We start from the raw sequence: 20,030 nt of genomic DNA, 5'->3' as shown, positions 1-20,030 counted from the left end.
AGGGCCGCCCGCTCCGCGCCGGCGGCCCCACTACCGCTTGCGGCCGCGCCGGCAAGCGGCTGCGCTGCCGGCAGCGGCAGCGCCATGACCGGATCGGGCACAACGTCGATCCGGTCGCGCGATACGCCCATCCGCCCGAGCAAATCGGCGGATTCCGCGTCGCGCACGGACACGTACGCGCTGCGCTTCATCACCCCGCGAATCAGCCGGTCCATCCACCGGCGATTCACGGGGCCAATGCCCTGCGCGTAGATGAACGTCGGCTTGCCAAGCAGCTGCGCCAGCTTGATGACGCCCGTGTAATACGGGATCGTCTTCGCGCCGGTCGCGTCCTGCAGCAGGCTGCCGCCGCCGCTGATCAAACCGTCGCTGCCGCGAATCGCGCGGAGCAGATCGCCGAAGCGCATCCGGTGGGCGGCTTCGACGCCGTACATCTCCGTCGTCGAAGCAGGGTCGATCGACAGCACGACGGGAACGATCCGGATGCCCTGCGCTGCGCCTTCTTCCGCCAGGGCGAACAAAATCGATTTGAGAACCGCTTCGTCGCCGCTGTTACGGTAGCCGTAATAGCCGGAGATGACTACGCGCCGGATTTGAGCGTTGTTTTGGCCGGTTTCCGTGGTGCCCATCGTTTCCAAGCTCCTTCCAACACTTGCCAGATCCCCATCAAGACGAGACCGATCAGCGCGCCGAGCGCGAGACCAAGCAAATCGCGGATCAAGGAAATCGAAAGCGGTGTATGAATATGCGCGAAGGTGTCCACCATCGACAGCTGCCCCATCGCGCCTACGATAAATAATACCCACGCCGCGCGGTAACGAAGCGCAAGGAAAATACCGGCAAAGAACAGCGGATGCGACAGCAGGAATTCCTTCGTTCTCGGACGCACGCCGAACGTGTTCTCCAAGAAATTACGGAAGGTGAGCTCGATCGACGAAGCCGAGCCTTCGTTGCCCGTACGGGACAGATAATACATGGCTGCCACGCCAAGCACCGCTGCGGCACCCACCCACAGAACGGTAATCTGCATTTTCAGCAAGCGGCGCAGATTGCCGATAACGGAATCGCCGGTATACAGCAGCAGATACAGCGCGGATAGCCCGATCGGCACCAGATGAAGCATGCTGACGCCGCGGAACTGTTCCAGCACGAGCTTGTACGTAATATTGTTCAGCAGGCCGACGACGAACGGAATGCCGCAGAGCGAGATGAGCGAGGTCGTCGCGAAGATCGCGATCGCCATCAAGAAACGGCGTCCCGCCGTAATGCCCGGGAAAATCCAGAGAATGCCGCCGTTCGCGCGAGCGGCAGCGGCGTCATCCGCGCCTCCGATCGATCGACGGCTGCCGACCGTGTGCGTCCGCACGCGGCGGATTGCCCAGATAACGGCCAGCGTCGGCGCGCTGATTGCGGCGCCTAGCGCTAAGCCTTGCTCGAAGATCGATTTGGATACGACGTAGAGTCCCGCACTTCCGATCAGTCCGAGCAGGAATACCGGAATCGCAACGCCCGGCAGGAACGCCTGGATAAGCAGCGTGATGAAAGCGATAGCGCCGAGCGCCACGATTGCCTTGAGCGGCTTCTGCCAGGAAGGCGACGTATAGTCGAACTTCTCGGCCGGACCAGCCGTAAAGCCGAGCTTGTCCATCTTGGCCAGGAAACCATCTTCACCTTGCAAGGAGTTATAGATATTCTCCATCGGATCCGTAATGGTGGATTTCGCCGCATTGCTCGCAGGAGCGGCGTTGATATAGAACATGCGAATGCTGCGATCCTTCACGGCCAGTTGGAACCGATCCGCGATATCGATCGGCTTCATGCCGGCAGCGTCTTTATCCGGAAGCGAATACAGTCTCGCTACATTATAATGCGTGAGATAAGCCAGCGTATTCATACCCTGCTGGGGCTTAGAATTCTCAATCGTCGCGATTCCGATTCCGTGCTTGTTGAGCGAATCGGCGAACAGCGTCAAGCTCTTCTGCTCGGCATTGTCTCCATAGCCTTTCACGGCATTGCCGTCGAACAAGATGCGTGTCACGCCGATCTCTTGGTATGAATCCAGCAGCTTATCCACTTCGGCGGCATTATACGTCACCCGGTCCGACAAGCGGGGGACGATGCGGAAGCCGGCATCGTGCAGCATTTGAACAGCCAGCGGATCGGGCTGCATCGCTTTTAGCATGGCATCCTCGACCGGCGTCTGCATGACAAGCCCGTTGCTGCCTTTGAAGCTCCATGGCGCCACGGGGATGTCCCACAGCTTGAACGTCTCCTCGATAACGGGACGAAGCGCATCCTCATCCGCTTTGGAATTGAACAGCACGTACGTGAAGTTCTCATCCTTGTTCAGCGGCTTGCCTTCCAGGTCGCTGATCGTGTCGGAGCCGTATATGGACAGGCGTCCTTCCCACTTCAGCTCCTGCAGCGAGGTTTCGAATATCGCCATCGATCCGATGCCGGCCGTTCTCATTTTAACGAGCTCATCCTGAATGTACTGCTGCGGACGAGCTTTATACGCTGCGACCTGAACCAAATCGCGATAATCGAACACGATATCGACCTGCTTGGATGAACGCTCGATCTTCCAGCGGTTCGCAGCGATGGGCAATGCCGCAATAATACCGATGATGACGAGGATGCATAATGCTGCTGTCGCTTTGCGATTCCAGTACTGCCAATTCTGACGCACAAACTTCCACTCCTTAACGTATTTCCGGCGAAGCCGCGGCCCCGCCCGAAAGCTTCTGCTTAAGCCTTGCTGTCAACGCGCTTCATTACGTTTTCCGTCAGCGATTGGATGGCGGCCTTCGCCCCGTCCAACGATTGTCCGCGAACCGCGAAATACACTTTGATTTTCGGTTCCGTGCCCGATGGACGCAGGCAGAACCACGAGCCGTCCTCAAGCAAGTATTTCAGTACGTTCTCGGAAGGGAGCCCGTCCAAGCCCGGCAGATAGTCGAGCACTTGCTGCAAACGCACGCCAGCCACTTCCGTCGGCGGATTATTCCGCCAATCCTGCATGATCGCGGCGATTTGCTGTACCCCGTCCACGCCTTTCAGCGTACGGGACTCCAAATGCTCCATGTAGTAGCCATGCTGCGCATACAGCTCCAGCAGCACGTCGTACAGGGTCTTACCTTGGCTCTTATAGTAAGCGGCGGCTTCGCAAATGAGCAGCGAGGCTACGACCGCGTCTTTGTCACGGGCATACGTGCCGGCTAGATACCCGTAGCTTTCTTCATAACCGAATAGGAAGGTGTGATCGCCGGTTTGTTCATACTGGGTCATTTTCTCCCCGATGTACTTGAAGCCGGTCAACGTGTTGACCACCTCAGCGCCGTAAGAAGAGGCGATATCGCCGCCCATCTCGCTCGTCACGATCGTTTTGACCACGACGCCGTTCGCCGGCAGTTGACCGCGTTCTTTCAGCGTGCCGAGCAAATAATTGACCATGATTGCGCCGGACTGATTCCCCGTCAATACGACGAATTCGCCTTCGTTGTTGCGCACGACAGCGCCCATCCGGTCACAGTCGGGATCCGTGCCGATAATGATGTCCGCGTTCACCTCTTGTCCCAGCTTGATCGCCAGCGTGAAAGCTTCGCGTTCTTCCGGGTTCGGCGATTTGACGGTACTGAAATACCCGTCCGGCTGCTCTTGCTCCGGCACGATGTGCACGTTCGTCAGTCCTGCTTCCTTGAGCACCTCGCGAACGGGCATGTTCCCTGCGCCGTGAAGAGGCGTGTAGACGACGGACAAATCCTGTCCGAGGCCGCCCTTCAGCAGCGTGCTGTTCAAGCTTTGCGCCGCAACGGTGCGAATGTATTCGCGATCCTCGGCATCGCCGAGCCAGCGGAGCAGGCCTTTGGACTCCGCTTCTTCGCGGCTGATTCGTTTCACTTGATCGAAGCCCGTAATGGCTTTGATCGCGCCGATCACTTGCGCGGCGTCTGCAGGCACGAGCTGGCAGCCGTCGGAGCCGTAGGCTTTATACCCGTTGTATTCCGGCGGATTGTGACTGGCCGTAATGACCACGCCGCTCGTCGCGCCAAGCGCGCGCACCGCGTAGGATAGCTGCGGCGTCGGGCGAAGCGACTGGAACAAATACGCCGTCACGCCGTTTGCAGCCAGCACGAGCGCCGACTCCAGCGCGAATTCGGGAGAATTGTTGCGCGAGTCGTGCGCAATGACGACGGAAGGCTTCGAGGATTTGGCAACCGTCCAATCGGCCAGGCCTTGCGTCGCTTTGCCGACGGTATAGACGTTCAACCGGTTCGTGCCGGCCCCCATGACGCCGCGAAGACCGCCTGTACCGAACTCCAATTCGCGGTAGAAGCGATCCTCGATTTCTTTATCATTTCCTCGAATAGCAGCCAATTCTTCTTTCGTAGCGGCATCAATAGAAGGGTCGGCAAGCCAAGCCTCGTAACGTTCAACAGCCAGTTGGTTCATCTTCAGCATCCTCTCCATGTTTTTTCTGTATCTATACTGTTCGTGAGCGCGGACTGATTTTGGAATGTCCTGCTGAAGTAGTGCGCCCGGAGGGCGGAGTGAAGCCGTAGAAGCGAAGCGTTCGCCTTTGTAAACGGGATATCACCTTATCAGAATTTATATAATGAAAATATCCCGTTTACAACAGCGATCGTAGGCTCACTCCGCCCGCAGGGCGCATGCCCTTCAGCAAATTATTCCGGATCCTTCAGCGCGAACATGATTTCGCCCTCGGCCACCACTTTATCGCCAACGCGCGCCGTAGCTTGTCCTTTGCCGATCGGTCCTTTGAGGCGCGTGATCTCCACCTCGAGGATCAGCGTGTCGCCCGGCGTCACCTGTCCGCGGAAGCGGAAGTTGTCGATGCCGGCGAAGAAGCCGATCTTGCCGCGGTTCGCTTCCACCATCAATATCGCCACGGTGCCGACCTGAGCCAGCGCTTCGACGATCAAAACGCCCGGCATCACCGGATACGCCGGAAAATGGCCCGTGAAGAACGGCTCGTTCATCGTGACGTTCTTCAAGCCGACCGCGCGCTTGCCCTCTTCGACCTCCAGGATGCGATCGACCAGCAGAAACGGCGGGCGATGCGGAATGATTTCTTGGATTTGCCTAATATCGAGCATTTCAGATTCTTCCTTTCGTCATGCATGTTATAAATTGCTTATTATTGTGCCACAATAAGGCCATCCTACACGAACTGCAGTCGTGGGGTTAAGATAAGGGAGATTGTTCGCGTCCGCTCGAAGAAGCGCGCGTTCAATCTCCTTTTTATTGCCGTTAGGCTTGGTGGGTATGATTCTCGCTGCCGGATGCGCCCTCCGTATCGCCGCTTGCTTTCGTCTTCCTGCCTTGCCGATTGAGCGCCATAAACAAGCCGATGTAGATAAAGGAAGTCACGAATGAAAACCCGATGACGCACCACAGATACGCGCGCGCCCATGGCATTTCGAAGAAAATGAAGAAGATGGCCAAATAATAGAGCATCGTGGTGAGTTTCCCCATCCAATTGGCAGGCACCGTCTTTTTTCCCCGAAAATGAAAATATGCCGACCCTAGGATCATGCCCGCGTCCCGAATGAAAATCGCCGCTCCCGCGCTCCAAGGAATGTGCCCCGTAAGGAGCAGGGACAAGATGACCGTAATCATCATGGTCTTGTCCGCGAGCGGGTCCAGCATGGATCCCACCGAAGTGACCTGCCCGTATTTTCGCGCCAGGTAGCCGTCGAGAATATCCGTCAAGCCTGCAACGACGATGATCAAAAACGCCCACTTCATATGATTCGTAGAATCCGAAGCGAATACGGCTATGTAGACGGGAATCAACGCGAAGCGAACCATGGTGAGCATATTGGGCACATTCATTGCGCTTACGCCTCCTTATCGCTCGCTATTGCAGGCGATTCGTGCAGACATTCTAACCCATTATACCGCTACGCTGGAAAAAATAAAACCATCGCCCGGTACGCCGGATACCGCGGCGCACAATGATTTTAGGGAGATGCACGCACTCGCTTTACAAGAACAAAATCTGAAGCTTTACAGCATATGCCTTCAATTTTCAACCTCCGAAACCGTTAATTAAAGAGACAAGACGAAACGTTGTCCACGGCCTCTGCGGCACGCGGCGTTTCATTCCTTCTCCTATAGCCGGCATCATGCAAGACGCCTCTATATTATAGAAGGAAAAATTCACGTCTTTGGAGGTATTGAACCCAGCATGCGCATGAACAAACCCGTCGCTTCCGTCAAATTCCGGCCATGGCTTACGGCTCTGCTCGCCATTGTCCTCACGTTCTCGACCTTTGCAAGCCTGGCTTATGCGGAGGATGTCGTCACCGGTATCTCGTTCGACAACGCACCGTCGACAGCCCGTATCTATATCGACGACGATGCCCTTCAGATTGAATTATCCGCCTCGATATCGGGTGCGTCCTCAACGAAGAACGTGACCTTGGATGCTGCATGGACCACCTCCAACGCTTCCATCGTGAAAGTAACAAGCGGCCAGCTGACGGCGGTAGCCAAGGGCTCCGCGACGATCAGCGCAACTTACAAAGGCTATAAAGTATCGCTTCCGGTCACCGTCGATTATCTATACGACAGCGTAACGATCAAGCGCGCCGGCACGGCGGTCGATTCCGCGGTCAACGTGAAGCTCGGCGACGACATCGATTACGTGCTGATTGCGGCGAAGAGCGGCGCAGAAGATCGCGACGTCACGGACGATGCGACCTGGACAAGCTCCGAGTCGAGCGTCGCCACCGTGGAAGATGGCGAAATCAAGCTGCTGGCAGCCGGCACGACGACCATCACAGGGAAGTTCAAGGGCCGAACGGACACGGTGAAATTGACCGTCACGTCGCCTTACAAGTCGCTCTCGCTGACGAAGGGCGGCAGCAAAGCCGATCTGCTTGAATTCATCTTCGATGGCAATCCGCAGGAGCTGACGGCAACGGTCGTGGACACTTCCGGCGCAAGCGACACGCCGAAGGATATCGTATGGTCGACGAGCAGCGCGGCCGTGGTCACCGTCGAGAACGGCAAAGTGACGCCGATCGGCACGGGTACCGCGACGATTACGGCCAGTTATCTCGGCGTAAGCAGCAGCGTGGCGGTCGTCGTGAGACCGGCCTACGAAGCGCTGAACATCACGCCGAAGGAAGATCAGCATGTGTCCCTGAAGGATGAGCCCTTCCTGCTCAATGCCAAATTCTTCGACGTCGACGGGACGCTGAAGCCTGTAACGTCGGAAGCCGTTTGGACGTCCAGCAACGTTTACGTGGCGACCGTGGACGACGACGGCAAAGTTTCAGCCAAAGGCGTTGGCAGCACCGTCATTAAAGTCACGTTCAAGGGGCTGTCCCGTCAGATAAACGTGACCGTCTATCCGACGATCGCCACGCTGACCGTGGCCAAAGACAGCCTCGACGCCTTCGTGGACAGCGCGGATGTCGCGCTGCCTAAGCTGTCCGCTACATCCCTTGCAGACGAGACGGTCGATGTCACCAACCTCGCCGTTTGGACAAGCAGCGACACCGAAGTCATCGAGAAGGTCGACGGCAAATGGAAAGCCAAGAAAACCGGCAAAGCGGTGCTTACCGCTAACGTGCAAGGCAAGACCGTAACCGTTACGGTGAACGTGCATGAGCAGCCGCTCCTGCTGACCGCCGACCAAGCCAACCTGTCCGTTGTCATCGGCAAGGACACCAAGCTGCCGACGATGACGATGACCTATGATACCGGCGAAGAAGAAGATGTCACTTCCCTGGTGACGTGGAAGAGTTCCTCGTCCAACCTCATCGTGAAGGCGCCGAACATCAAAGGCATCCAAGCTTCGTCCGCCACGCTTACGGCGACGTACCTCGGCAAATCCGCGATCGTCCGCGTGACGATCGAAGAGGAAATCACGAAGATGACCGTGGACAATACGACGCTCACTTTCAGTCCCGGACGTTCCTATACGATGAAAGTAACGGGCGTCTACAAGAGCGGCAAGACGATATCGCTCGCAACCAAGATGAATTGGAGCCTCGAACCGGAGACGCTCGCGACGATCAAAGGCAGCTCCCTGAAAACCTTGAAAGAAGGCACGGGCAAGCTGACCGGCGTCTATCAAGGCAAATCCGTCGTCGTGACCATTACCGTCATCGGCAAACTGAAGAAGCTGACGCCTTCCAGCAAAGCGTTAACGCTTGCGCCGGAAGGCAAGGAAGCCGTCACGATCATCGGCGAATATGAAGGCGGACGCACCGGCGACGTTACGAAGACAGGCGTATGGACGACCGGCAACAGCAAAGTAGCCACCGTCACGGACGGCATCATCACGGGGGTCGCCAAAGGCACCACGTACATTCGATCCAAAGTAGACGGCAAGACGGCCAGCATTCGCGTGTCCGTCAAATAGCAGCCCCGGAGGCTATCCTGCCACCCCAGCAAGCCTGCGCAGCCTCGTCCTCACAGTGACGAGCGCGCAGGCTTGCTTTTTTTATCCGCATCTCGCCTTGCTTCCTTCGCCAAGAAGAGCTGTCCGCTTACAACGAAAAGCCTGCATAGCTAGGCTATGCAGGCAGTAAGCCGATTCAGAATCAATCGGCGAATATAAGATCATACATGTGCTTCCATGTATCGAGTTCGAAAATTTCGCTGCCCGGCCGTTTGCCGAGAACCGCATATCCGATGTACATACCGCCTATAACAGCCAGCACGCACAGGACGGGCACGATGCTCTTCAGCAGCGTCCATCTTAGGACGCGGACGGCGGGATTACGTTTCTTGCGCGCTGCTTTCTTCGCTTCCGCCCCGGAGGCTTCCCGTTCAGGACGAGCCGCGGCAGCCGAAGCGCCAAGCAGATTGCCGCGTTCTGCAGGCGTTACGCCTTCCAGCCCGGCGGCCGTTTCTTTCTTTGAATCGATAGGCATTAGGCATTCACTCATTTCCTATGCGCGCAAATTGTTCGCAAGACCCATCATCGTATCACTTGACGTTAACGCTCTTGCGCTAAGCTGATAGGCCCGCTGCACGCTGATCAAATCGGTCATCTCGTCGGCCAATACGACATTCGACTGTTCGAGGTAACCTTGTTTAATGGCGATCTTGGATTCTGCGCTTGCCGTCACGTCATGCAGGACGTCGCCCGGCTGCATGCCGTCGGCGACCGTGAACAGATTGTCCGCGACCTGCGTGAGCAGTCCCGGCTTGTCCACTTGCACCAGTTTCAGCTGACCCAGCTGCTGAATCTCGCCCGTTGGCATCGTACCGACGACATTGCCGGCCGCGTCGATCTGCACCGATTTCACTTCCGGCGGAATTTCGATCGAACTGCCGCCGACGGAGGCCACCGGGTAGCCTTCTTTCGTCGTCAGGATGTTGATGCCGCTCCGCGTAAATACCGTTTGAAACGATCCCCCGCGCGTATAGCCCGTATGGCCGGCATCGTCTACGCTAACCTGGAATAACGCATTGCCCTCGATCGCAACGTCGTTAGGCTGATCCGTCTGCTGCAGCGGCCCTTGCGAGAAGTCGGGCTGTACCATCGTCAGGCGCGAGCCCCACCCTTGATTGAAGCCCATCGGCGTCAGTCTTCCGGGCTGATTAAATGCCTCCGGCTGCTCCTTCAGCGTCGTAAGCAAATCCTCGAATGTCCCGACCTTCCGTTTGTAGCCGACCGTGTTCACGTTTGCGATATTATCCGCAAGCATGTCCAGCTTCTGCTGCAGACCGCTCATAGATGCCATTGCGCTGATCGTAGAACCGTTCATTCCGTTAGCCTCCTTGGCTGCACAGGCGACCAGTACTATGATGTGCATTAAAGATGCACTTCAGTACGACCAGCCCCTGCCCTGCGTTACTATACGCGAAGTTAAATGCGTCCAATTTCATTGACGGCCTTATCCAAGCTTTTATCGTAGAATTGAATGACCTTCTGGTTGGCTTCGTACGCCCTGGCTGCCGACATGAGGTCGACCATGGACTGGGAGGCGTCTACGTTGGAACGCTCCACGAAACCTTGGCGCACTTCGACGCGGTCCTGAGCATTGATGGGACGCGCCGCCGCCTCTTCTCCGTCTGCAAGCTTGAATTTGCCGTCGCCTTCGCGAATCAGGTCGTTCGGGTTGTCCACCCGGGTTAGGAGCAGCTGTCCGGCGCTCGCGCCCGTCAGCGGATTAAGGAGCTGGTTATCGCTCGTAAGCGTTAGATCGTTCAATGTCACGCCCGCGGGAATCCGAAACGGATTGCCGTCCGCGGCAAGCACGCGCGAGCCGTCGGGCAGCGTTAGATATCCCTGCTCGTCCAGCTTGAACTGGCCGTCCCGCGTATAGCGTGTCTCGCCATTCGCGTTCTGTACGGTGAAGAACGCCTGCGGTTGGAAAATCAACGCTCCGTTTGCCGCCACGGCTTTGCCGGATGAATCGAAGTTGACCCCTGGCACGCCGATATCGGATACGATAGCGAAATCGCTGAATTGGTTCGTCTGCATCAGGTCACCCTGCAGATTGACCTGCAGGCTCTCCTCCGCGAAGACGCCCGTGTTCAGCTTGCCGATCGATTTGCCATTGTCGACATCCTGCGAACCAGTCAAATGAAGCAGCATATCGGGAAAGGAATGGGTAACCGCGTATTTCTGTTTATATCCGGGCGTATTCATATTGGCGATATTGTTCGTAACGGTATCATGTCTATTCTGCTGCGATATCATGCCCGCCGCAGCCGTATAGAGACCTCTTAGCATGGAGCATCCTCCTGAGCGCTTCTCATAGTATCCGAACACAACGAAGCTATATCGTATATATCGGATAACAACGTTTCGTGATGAATAGACGGCTGGCGTGTCTTTAGACCTATTCTGTGACCCACATCCCTCGGCACGTCCCCCTAGACGTCCTACCCGAACATCGGCTCGCCGTCCAGCTCACCGCCCTCTAGCGCCTGGAGTTGTCCGATCTGCGAGGCGTGCGGTCTAGATGGTCAAGCAGCAGGCCCGTCCCTTTCACGACGCAATGCATCGGGTCCTCGGCGATAAGCACCGGCACCTTCAACTCTTCGGCCAGCAGCGCGTCCAGTCCGCCGAGCAGCGCGCCTCCGCCCGTCAAAATGACGCCGCGGTCGATAATGTCCGCCGACAGTTCCGGCGGCGTCCGCTCCAGCACCGACTTGGCGGCCGAAACGATCCACGACACCGGCTCCCACAGCGCTTCGCGCACTTCGTCCGAGTAAATCGTCACCGTAAGCGGCAAGCCCGTCACCATGTCACGCCCGCGGATGTCGATCTCGTCCCGGAATCCGTTGTCATACACGGTGCCGATCTTGATCTTGATATCCTCGCTCGTCCGTTCGCCGATCAAGAGCTTGTACTTGTTTTTGATGTACTTCATGATGGCTTCGTCGAACTTGTCCCCCGCGACTTTAATCGACGAGGCCGTAACGACATCGCCCATCGACAGGACGGCTACGTCCGTCGTTCCGCCGCCGATGTCGACGACCATGTTGCCGCTAGGCTGATAAATGTCCATGCCCGCGCCGATCGCGGCTGCCTTCGGCTCTTCCTCCAGGAAAACATCCTTCGCCCCGCTGCGCTCCGCCGCCTCGCGGATCGCCTTCTGCTCGACCGACGTAATGTTCGTCGGCGCGCAAATAAGGATGCGAGGGCGGCTGTACCATGAGCGGCCGCCGACGCGATCGATGAAAGCCTTCAGCATGATTTCCGTTATCTCGAAATCGGCAATAACGCCGTCTCGAAGCGGTCGGATGGCGATGATGTTTCCAGGGGTCCGTCCCACCATCCGATGCGCCTCTTCTCCAACGGCAAGCACGCGTTTCGTTTCGCTTTCGATCGCCACGACCGAAGGCTCATCCAAAACGACGCCCTTCCCTCTAACGTGAATGGACACATTTGCAGTTCCCAAATCAATCCCGATATCCTTGCTAAACATAAGTCTGAAGTCCTCCAGCGCGAATAATAGTCGAGTACAATCCTCATCCTGTATAGTATTCGCTGAAAGGGACGAAAATCCTCTATTCTTGTAGAAAAAATCGCTTACGATTTTGCCGCCGCCAGGACTTCCCGCTTACGTCCAGAGCTCTTTTTGTACTTGATTTTCGTCGCTTCTCCTCCCCTCAGATGCCGAATGGATTTGTGGTATTCCAGGATGTGTTTCACCTGGTCCGCCAAATCCGGATTTATCTCCGGCAGCCGCTCGGTTAAATCCTTGTGCACCGTACTCTTGGAGACGCCAAATTCTTTCGCGATTGTCCGCACTGTGTGCTTCGTCTCGACGATGCAACGGCCGATTTTTATGGTCCGTTCTTTGATATAATCGTGCACGCTCCCGCCTCCCTACTCGAGATAGTTTGGTACATTATATGAGGGGTACGGGTATATATTCTCTGTGTCCAAGCGTGACAAGCCCAAGAACTGCAATTATTTTCAAACCGCGGCCGCGAACGCAAAAAAAGAAGGCAGGAATCCTGCCTTCTAAAAGGTGCTGCGATCTATGGCCGCCTTGCGTTATTGCTGGGAATCCGCGCTTGCAGCTTCGATCAGCGCAGTCGGATTCAGCGCCTTGCCGTTCTGGCGTACTTCGAAGTGAAGATGGACGCCGAGCGATTTCTCCAGCTCGTCGCGGCCCGCCTTCGCAATCAGCTGGCCTTGCTTCACGCTGTCGCCCACTTTGACTTGAACGTCGCTCAGGCTGTTGTAGATCGTCACAAGCCCGTTCGCGTGCTTGATTTGAACCACGTTGCCGTTAAGCGGGTTTTTCTCGGATACGGTTACGACGCCGCTCAGCGCTGCCGATACGTCGAATGCCAGGTCGCCTTTCGCAAGGTCGATACCCAGGTTAGGAATCAGCGTGTTGTCCGGAGCTTCGATCCAAGCCGCTTGACGTTCTTCGCTGCTGGACTTCTCGTCGTAGAATGGAGCTACCACATCGAGCTGGCTCTTGTCGGCCGGCCATTTCATCAATTCATTGCCGGACTTCTCAACCATGGCATCGTCAGCCGGAACTTGATCTTCAAGCGATTGTTCGTCCGTAACCCCTTGTGTGGAATCAACGGTGGTGCTGGCCGGTTTGTCCGTTGTTTCCCCAGCTCCCCCATAGAGCCACATTAAGGTTACGATGATTGCTGCGGCGGCCAAAAACGCTGATGGTGCTGCCCATTTCTTTGCCATCAGCTTTCTCCACGCAGACGGTTTGACGGCTTTGCCTCCCAGTGCATTTTTGGGAGCTTCTTCATTGAACTTTGATTTGTTATCACTCATTGTTCGATCACCTCACTAGCCATTGTTGCCGAAACCTAGCAGTTTATACGTGAGGGATTTACATTTTTTGAGATTGCAAGAAGAGAGTCGCAGAAACTAGTCTAGCACGCCGCTGGCTTGCTCGATTCGGGTGCCGGAATAATAATGCGCCAGGATCTGCCGCGCGGTTGCGCCATCCTTGGCCATTCCGTCAGCCCCCCACTGGCTCAAACCGACGCCATGGCCATAGCCTCTCGTTAGAAGGTTTATCTCGTCGCCGTCGATGGTCCATGTAAAATCAGAGGATGCGAGAGACAGTTTCTCCCGAATCTCTCTACCTGTGAACGTCTCGCCGCCAACCTTCACGCCCTTGACGCGCGAGCCGGAGGTCCTATCCAGAATGCGCATATTTCGTACTTCGCTCGCCTTTACGCCAAGCTTAGCCGCGACATCCTTCAGCTTCATCGTCATCTTCTCCTGATAATTCGGCGAGATCGCCTTGTCCCACGGACTGGCCACGCTGCGCAAATACGGCAGATCGACGTCCCAGTAGTCCGAAGCGTTCTCCGTGTACCCGTTGCTCGTGGAGAAAAAGGAGGCTTGGATCGGTTCTCCGCCATACGTGACGATCTGCCCCTTCGTTGCCTCGACCGCGTCGTTCAGCTTCTGCAAATTCGCGTCCTTGGCAGACCCGCTCCATCGGTTCAGCAGATCGCCCAGCGAAATATAAACCTGGTTCAGCACGGTATCGTCCACGTCGGCAGCCGATTCCTTCTCGGTCAGCCCGCTTCGATCGCCCGTCAACAGCCGCCTGTAGATGTACGTCCGTGCCGCGATCGCCTGCGCCTTCAAGGCCTCCAGCTCGAAATCCACCGGCATCTCGCCCGCCAGGACGCCGCGCACATACAGCTCGATCGGTATTTTCTCAATGCGCTTCTCCTTGGTCAAATAGACGGACACTCGCAGCTTATCATAGGCGCTGAGCTGCTTGTCCGCATCTGCCGCCCCGCCGGCGCCGAGTCCGGATGCGGCCGGAATGTCTCCCTTGGACGGAGAACCCGCCTCTTCGCCTGCCGGAGGCGTCGTGCCGCTTTCTATGCCGTCGGCCTGGGCCGGGGCTGATTCCTGCATCCCTGCCGTGTCACGCCCTTCAGCCTGCGCTGACGGCGCCAGGTAATGGACTGCCGCTTTCACGAGAAGCACGAGCAGCAGCCCCCATAGAAATCCGAACCACCAGCCCCTTGTCCAAAACCGACGACGATAAGAGCGTCCTGCTTTCCATCTTCCCCGCTTCATGCATGGCTCCTTTCGGTTCCTCGATTCTCTGTTTCCAAGCGCTACCCTATTACAGTCTATGAATCGCAAAGATAGGATAGTACGGGATAAATAGAGCGGAGTTAAAATCCGTGGTGGCGAAGCGGATGAATGAGGGAGCAGCTGAATGCTGCATTCCCCGATCTTCGTCGGTGAACGCAAACCAATCCTATGCTCACGGAGCAGCTGAATGCTGCATTCCCCGACCTTCGTCGGTGAACGCAAACCAATCCGCTTAAACGCAAAAAACCCTATTTTCACTTCTCCCAAAAAGGAGCGAAAATAGGGTTTCTTGATTCGTACGTATGATGATTACGGCGGGGCCGTTGTCAGGAATGGGATTAGGCCCAGGTTGGTTGCGCGGTTTTCATGCGCGGCAATTCTTTCTCCCGCTTGGCAGGCTCTTGCGTACGGGCGGCCACGATCGCCGGCTCCGCTTCTTCCAATACGGCCGCTACGCCTTCGAGCACCTTGACGTACGACGGCTGCGCCGTCTCGGTGTCGTCTTCCTTGCGGTAAACCTCGGCGCCTAGAGACGCCAGCTTGCCCGTAATGTTCACATAACCGCGGTCCACGTGATGAAGGCCGCTGATCTCGCTCTCGCCGTCCGCGCACAATGCCGCGCACACAAGCGCCGCGCCGGCACGCAGATCCGTTGCCGTTACTTTCGCGCCCGTCAGCTTCGTGCCGCCGGAAACGATTGCCGTACGTCCGTCCACTTTAATATGCGCGTTCATCTTCTGGAACTCCTCGACATGCATGAAGCGGTTCTCGAAGACGGTTTCCGTAACGATGCTCGTGCCTTCCGAAACCATCAGCAGCGCCATCATTTGCGACTGCATGTCGGTCGGGAAGCCCGGATAAGGGAGCGTCTTCACATCGACGGACTTCAGCTTCTTCGCCGCAGCGACGCGAATTCCGCTGTCCGTCTCGGTGATGCTCACGCCCATCTCTTGCAGCTTGGAGATAACAGGCGCCAAGTGATCGCCGATCGCGCCTTCAATATGAACGTCGCCGCCGGTCATAGCGGCTGCAATCATGTAAGTACCCGCTTCTACGCGGTCAGGGATAACGGTATGCGCTACGCCGCTCAGCGACTCCACGCCTTCGATGCGGATAATGCCCGTACCTGCGCCGCGGACTTTCGCGCCCATGGCATTCAGGTAATTGGCCAAATCCACGATCTCGGGCTCTTTGGCCGCGTTCTCGATCGTCGTCGTTCCATCCGCAAGGGCGGCTGCCATCATGATATTCTCCGTAGCGCCAACGCTCGCGACGTCCAGGTAGATCTTGGCTCCCCGAAGCTTGCCTTCCGTCCGGGCTTCGATATAGCCCTGGCCGAGCACGATTTCCGCGCCCATGGCTTCGAAGCCTTTCAAATGCTGGTCGATCGGACGCGTTCCGATCGCGCATCCGCCCGGAAGCGAAATTCTTGCGCAGCCGAGACGAGCCAGCAACGGACCCATGACAAGGAACGAAGCGCGCATCTTGCGCACCCACTCATACGGGGCTTCGAACGATACGAGATGTTCAGCGGAGATGCGCATGGTCTCATTATCATATGTCAGCTTGCCGCCCAATGCGGAAAGCACTTGTTGAAGCGTGATTACATCATCTAAGTAAGGTACGTCATGGATGACACTTTCGCCATCTTTTGCGAGTAACGTGGCAGCGAGAATCGGTAATACGGCGTTCTTTGCGCCGCTTACGCGGACAGTTCCGGATAGTCGCTTGCCGCCGCGGACGATTATTTTGCTCATCTTAAGGTTTCCCTCCGCGTGCAGTGGATTCTTTGACATCTACAAGGAATTAAATGGTACTCCGATCCGTACCCAAACTACATCTTACCATCCGCTTACAAGAATCGACAAGCCTTATTTTATACCTGCCAAAATGCGGCATTTTATACTATTCGCAAGCCATTTCGCGTTTCGTACCGTCATCTATTACCCATTGTTAACATGTTTCCGGGTTGTTATTCGACAATTCCCTTCAGCAGGCTCGACCAGTTCCAGTAAGCCAGGACGAACGAAGCGAATCCATGGCCCAGTACGATCGACACGACGATTTGGAGCATCCTCGTCTGCGGTCCGCGGGGACGCTTGACGATGGAATCCCACTTTAGCTCCTGGATTACGATCCAGGCCAGCGCGATGCTGAACAATTCAATGACGATCGACATTAACGCATGCATGCCTGCCGATGAAGCGACTTGATCCATTTTCCATTAACTCCTATCTAAAATAACGGCGTGATTACGTCATGGCGCGTAAAAGAACGGATGCAAACTCGGCACGGGTGGCCGGACGTTCGGGCTCGAATCGATTCTCTGGGTAGCCGCCCATCAGCCCTTTCTGCTTGGCGGTCCAAATGGCCGGCGCGGACCAACGGTTCGCCGCTACGTCGCCGTATACGGCGGCTGCCGGACGCATGTTCTTCGCATCCAGCGCACGCAGGAGGATGACGGCCATTTCTTCGCGGGAGACAGGACGGCCCGGTTCAAACTTCCCGCCCGGATATCCTCCGACCCAGCCCGACCTCGCGGCTCCCATCACTGCCGAGTAGGCCCAATGACGCGGTTCGACATCCCGGAAATCCGTTGTCCCGGCATTGCCGCCCGCAGGCTTGAAGGCCCGAACAAGCATGGACACCGCTTCCGCGCGCGAGATGCTTTGGTCCGGATTAAATCTATAGCTGCCGCTGCCGCCGACGATCCCCTTCTTGTTCAGCGCGGCGATCGCCGATTCCGCCCAATGCCCGTCGATATCCCGAAATCCGGCAACCATCTTCTCCGCCTTCAATTGCAGTCCGTAAACCTGCTTATCGAAGGCCGTGCTTGCCGTCACTTTAATATAGTACAGTCCGGCATCGAGACGCTGCTCCTTGACCATGGCTGAAGCGCTCGGCGAAGACTTGAGCGCGAATAGCTGCTTCTGGCGCTGGTCGTACACCTCCGCCTTCATGCTAATGCCGGCTGGAATGCCCTTCACCTGCAGCGTAGCCATGCTGGCCGAGGACAGCCTCACCTGATACCAGTCGACGTCGCCTGCCTTACCGATAACGCCGGAGTAGCTTGAGCCGGGCGCTATGCTCGTCGCCTCGTAAGAGCGGTCGTTGGGTTCATTGGGATCGGCATATCTCGTGACGAACTGCAGGTTCAGCTTATATTGCGAGGCTGTCGAACTCGCCTGCTCCGATATGGCGTTGCGAACGCGGATATAATACGTGCCCGGCGTAATATCGACCGGCGCCGCTGCCTCTCCTTCGCCCTCGCCGTTCGCATCCTCTTCGACCAGTTGACCGCCTTGCCTTTGATATGCGAGAGCAGGATCTATCCGGGCGGAGTCCGTCGTCATCGACAGCTTGAGCGTTCCGGCGGTCTCGAAACGGACCGCGTACCAATCCAGGTCGCCGGTTTGATGGAAGCTGCCCGCGACCTGCTGGGACTTCGGCTGAAGCAAAGCCGCTTGATAGGGCTTATCGTTCGTCTCGTAAGCATCCGGCGCGATCTGGAAGGACGAGGTCATCAAGTAGGTAAGCTTCTGCTTGCCGGTTCGGCTGAAGAAGCGCACCTCAAAATCATTCCGCCCTTTCTTTACGTTCCATGCGACCGTTTGGTTGCTGAGCTTCGTCGACTGCGTGCCCTGATCCGACGTGTCGCCTGCACGGGTCAGCTGCATCGTAGGCAAACGATCTCCTTCCGCCGGAAGGCTCTGGACCTGAAACGTGATCTTGCCGTCGTACGGGGCTTCGATGCGATACCAATCCGTATCGGCGCTGCTCCCAAGTTCCGCGGCGATCTTGGTGCCGAGCGGGAACAGTTTTGCAGCCTGGCGGCTGTTGTTCGGTTCGAAGCTGTCGGGCTGCAGCGGCGCGGTGAGCGCGCGGTCGATCTGCAGCAAGCCGTAGCCGCTGGCATTATCGAACCCCGAATTGCCGATATCCTTGGCGGACTGGCGGAGAAGCGCGCGCACCTGATACGGCTTATAGCCGGGATGCACGGACCAGACAAGCGCCGCGGCCGCTGCGACTTGAGGCGCCGCCATTGACGTGCCTTCCTCCTGCGTATAGCCTCCGCCAAGCGCCGTCGTATATACGCTCCACGGAGCCGCAAGATCAATTTCGGGTCCGGCGTTGGAACGGGTCTCCGGATCGCCCTCGGGCGTCGCCCCGGCTACCGCCATGACCGTCGGGTAAGCGGCGGGATATTTGACCTTGGCTTTAGCTCCCAGGATGCCGCCGTCGTTGCCGCTGGCGGCCACGAGCAGCGCGCCTTTGGATTCCGCGTAAGCCGCGATGTCCTTCAAATACGGCGAGTACCGGTACAGGCCGACGGAGAGTACCAGAATGCGCGCGCCGTGGTCCGCGGCGTACGTAATGGCTTCGCCGAGCCGCGCTTCGTCGCCGTAGCCGTCGGCATCGAGCGCCTTTACGGGCATGATCTTGGCATGCCAAAGAATACCGGCGATGCCGAGCTTATTATTCCCTTCGCCGGCGATCACGCCCGCTACCGCCGTTCCGTGGCCGTTGTCGTCTTCCGGCGGTTTGCCCGGGGAGACCAGGTTCGTGCCGGGAACGAGATTGTCTTGCAGATCGGGATGATCGAGATCAACGCCTGTATCAATGAGTGCAATGGTAAGGTCGGTCTGATCATGCGTCGTCGCCCACGCCTCGTCGGCGTGAATCTGCGACAGGTAATGCTGCTTCGGCAGGCCCGGGTCATTGCTCGCCGGTTCGGCCGCGAGCATATGAACGGGGCTAACCGGCTGCACGTAAGCGATCTCCGGCATTTGCTGCAGCCGGAGGAGCCACTCGGACGTGTCCGCCCCGGGATCCTCGGGGCGGACGACGTCCACGGCCGCCGCCGGGAACGCCAGGCGGCGGAGCACGCGGGTGCCGCGCAGAGGCTTCGCCTGTGCGGGCTCGCGCCATTTGATGAGCCACGACGCTGGCTCATCGCAGCCGCCGCCGGCGGCGCCTTGGGCAGGCCCGTGCTGTGCTGGGCCTGCCTCGGCCGCCGGAGGCGGGGCCGCGGGAGCGGCCCCTGCGGCGTGCGGAGCCGCCGCCGGGGCGCCCGCGAGCAGCAGCGCCGCGAGCCCCGCGGCCAGCGCGCGGCGCGCCAAGCGCGCGAAGCGCGCTGACGGAGCGGCACGCGTGCCTGCCGCTCCAACCCGATCGGCCTGTGCCTGCGCCCTGCGAAGGTCGACATGCCGATCATTAGTCTCTCCTGCGCGGGCATGAGCCATGACTTCAGCCACAGCCGGAGCATCATGCCCACCCGGGATAACGCTTCGGTCCGAACAGCGTGCCGTATCCCTGTCAGCGCTCCTTGCAGGCACGACGGAACAGGCCCCGCAAGGCACGGGGGCCGGCTTTGAGGATAGGGGAATCGAAGTGGCTTTCCAAGATCTGTTGTTCATCATATTCTGCCTTTAACCCGCAATTTGATATCTGAAACTGTTCGCTTCAAGCCCCCCGTTCTCCT

Annotated in this window: 16 protein-coding genes; 1 reads left to right on the top strand and 15 read right to left on the bottom strand. The window is 57.6% G+C overall.

What is annotated here, in order from left to right; all coding sequences use genetic code 11:
• From GT003_RS31515 to GT003_RS31495, 5 genes are all read right to left on the bottom strand, one after another.
• Window positions 1-629 (bottom strand): polysaccharide pyruvyl transferase family protein (locus GT003_RS31515; RefSeq protein WP_211676337.1); only part of this gene is annotated, 629 nt, incomplete at its 3' end.
• Complete coding sequence (locus GT003_RS31510; protein WP_161705561.1) at window positions 581-2,689, bottom strand: DUF5693 family protein; 2,109 nt, start codon at window positions 2,687-2,689, stop codon at window positions 581-583. The genes GT003_RS31510 and GT003_RS31515, both read right to left, overlap by 49 nt.
• 59 nt (window positions 2,690-2,748) lie before the next feature.
• Entirely contained in the window at window positions 2,749-4,461 is a 1,713-nt protein-coding gene (locus tag GT003_RS31505; RefSeq protein WP_161705559.1) for a phospho-sugar mutase, read from the bottom strand.
• Window positions 4,462-4,685: 224 nt separating this feature from the next.
• A complete protein-coding gene (fabZ, locus tag GT003_RS31500; protein ID WP_161705557.1) occupies window positions 4,686-5,117 on the bottom strand; it encodes a 3-hydroxyacyl-ACP dehydratase FabZ in 432 nt (143 codons plus the stop codon).
• Between the two features lie 154 nt (window positions 5,118-5,271).
• Window positions 5,272-5,856 carry a CDP-alcohol phosphatidyltransferase family protein gene (locus tag GT003_RS31495; RefSeq protein WP_161705554.1) on the bottom strand — a complete coding sequence of 195 codons (585 nt, stop codon included), beginning with the start codon at window positions 5,854-5,856 and terminating at the stop codon, window positions 5,272-5,274.
• 355 nt (window positions 5,857-6,211) lie between these two features.
• Here GT003_RS31495 and GT003_RS31490 point away from each other — a divergent pair, with 355 nt between their 5' ends.
• Window positions 6,212-8,398, top strand: coding sequence for an Ig-like domain-containing protein (locus tag GT003_RS31490; RefSeq protein WP_161705552.1), 2,187 nt, complete (start codon window positions 6,212-6,214; stop codon window positions 8,396-8,398).
• Between the two features lie 181 nt (window positions 8,399-8,579).
• On the opposite strand, the gene GT003_RS31485 is transcribed toward GT003_RS31490, so the two are convergent.
• The 10 genes from GT003_RS31485 to GT003_RS31440 form a co-directional block, all read right to left on the bottom strand.
• A complete protein-coding gene (locus GT003_RS31485) occupies window positions 8,580-8,912 on the bottom strand; it encodes a DNA-directed RNA polymerase subunit beta (protein ID WP_161705550.1) in 333 nt (110 codons plus the stop codon).
• A gap of 18 nt (window positions 8,913-8,930) precedes the next feature.
• On the bottom strand, window positions 8,931-9,752 hold the full coding sequence (locus GT003_RS31480; RefSeq protein WP_161705548.1) for a flagellar hook-basal body protein: 822 nt from the start codon (window positions 9,750-9,752) through the stop codon (window positions 8,931-8,933).
• A gap of 101 nt (window positions 9,753-9,853) precedes the next feature.
• Window positions 9,854-10,723 carry a flagellar hook-basal body protein gene (locus GT003_RS31475; RefSeq protein ID WP_161705546.1) on the bottom strand — a complete coding sequence of 290 codons (870 nt, stop codon included), beginning with the start codon at window positions 10,721-10,723 and terminating at the stop codon, window positions 9,854-9,856.
• A gap of 190 nt (window positions 10,724-10,913) precedes the next feature.
• The gene (gene mreB, locus GT003_RS31470; protein ID WP_161705544.1) at window positions 10,914-11,924 is read right to left on the bottom strand and encodes a rod shape-determining protein MreB; all 1,011 of its coding nucleotides are present in this window, start codon (window positions 11,922-11,924) and stop codon (window positions 10,914-10,916) included.
• Window positions 11,925-12,028: 104 nt separating this feature from the next.
• On the bottom strand, window positions 12,029-12,316 hold the full coding sequence (gene spoIIID / locus GT003_RS31465; RefSeq protein WP_090575384.1) for a sporulation transcriptional regulator SpoIIID: 288 nt from the start codon (window positions 12,314-12,316) through the stop codon (window positions 12,029-12,031).
• A 183-nt stretch (window positions 12,317-12,499) separates the two neighbouring features.
• A complete protein-coding gene (locus tag GT003_RS31460) occupies window positions 12,500-13,162 on the bottom strand; it encodes a peptidoglycan DD-metalloendopeptidase family protein (protein WP_338045952.1) in 663 nt (220 codons plus the stop codon).
• A 186-nt stretch (window positions 13,163-13,348) separates the two neighbouring features.
• Window positions 13,349-14,527, bottom strand: coding sequence for a stage II sporulation protein D (gene spoIID, locus GT003_RS31455; protein ID WP_161705540.1), 1,179 nt, complete (start codon window positions 14,525-14,527; stop codon window positions 13,349-13,351).
• A 359-nt stretch (window positions 14,528-14,886) separates the two neighbouring features.
• Entirely contained in the window at window positions 14,887-16,305 is a 1,419-nt protein-coding gene (gene murA, locus GT003_RS31450; protein ID WP_161705537.1) for a UDP-N-acetylglucosamine 1-carboxyvinyltransferase, read from the bottom strand.
• 215 nt (window positions 16,306-16,520) lie between these two features.
• The gene (locus GT003_RS31445) at window positions 16,521-16,766 is read right to left on the bottom strand and encodes a DUF1146 domain-containing protein (protein WP_161705535.1); all 246 of its coding nucleotides are present in this window, start codon (window positions 16,764-16,766) and stop codon (window positions 16,521-16,523) included.
• A 34-nt stretch (window positions 16,767-16,800) separates the two neighbouring features.
• A complete protein-coding gene (locus GT003_RS31440; protein ID WP_338045953.1) occupies window positions 16,801-19,803 on the bottom strand; it encodes a S8 family serine peptidase in 3,003 nt (1,000 codons plus the stop codon).
• Window positions 19,804-20,030: the final 227 nt, after the last annotated feature.

Source organism: Paenibacillus sacheonensis (genome assembly GCF_009909195.1).
GTDB lineage: Bacteria > Bacillota > Bacilli > Paenibacillales > Paenibacillaceae > Paenibacillus_Z > Paenibacillus_Z sacheonensis.
The sequence above is the reverse complement of the archived record's forward strand: the minus strand, read 5'-3'. Positions and strand labels throughout refer to the sequence as shown.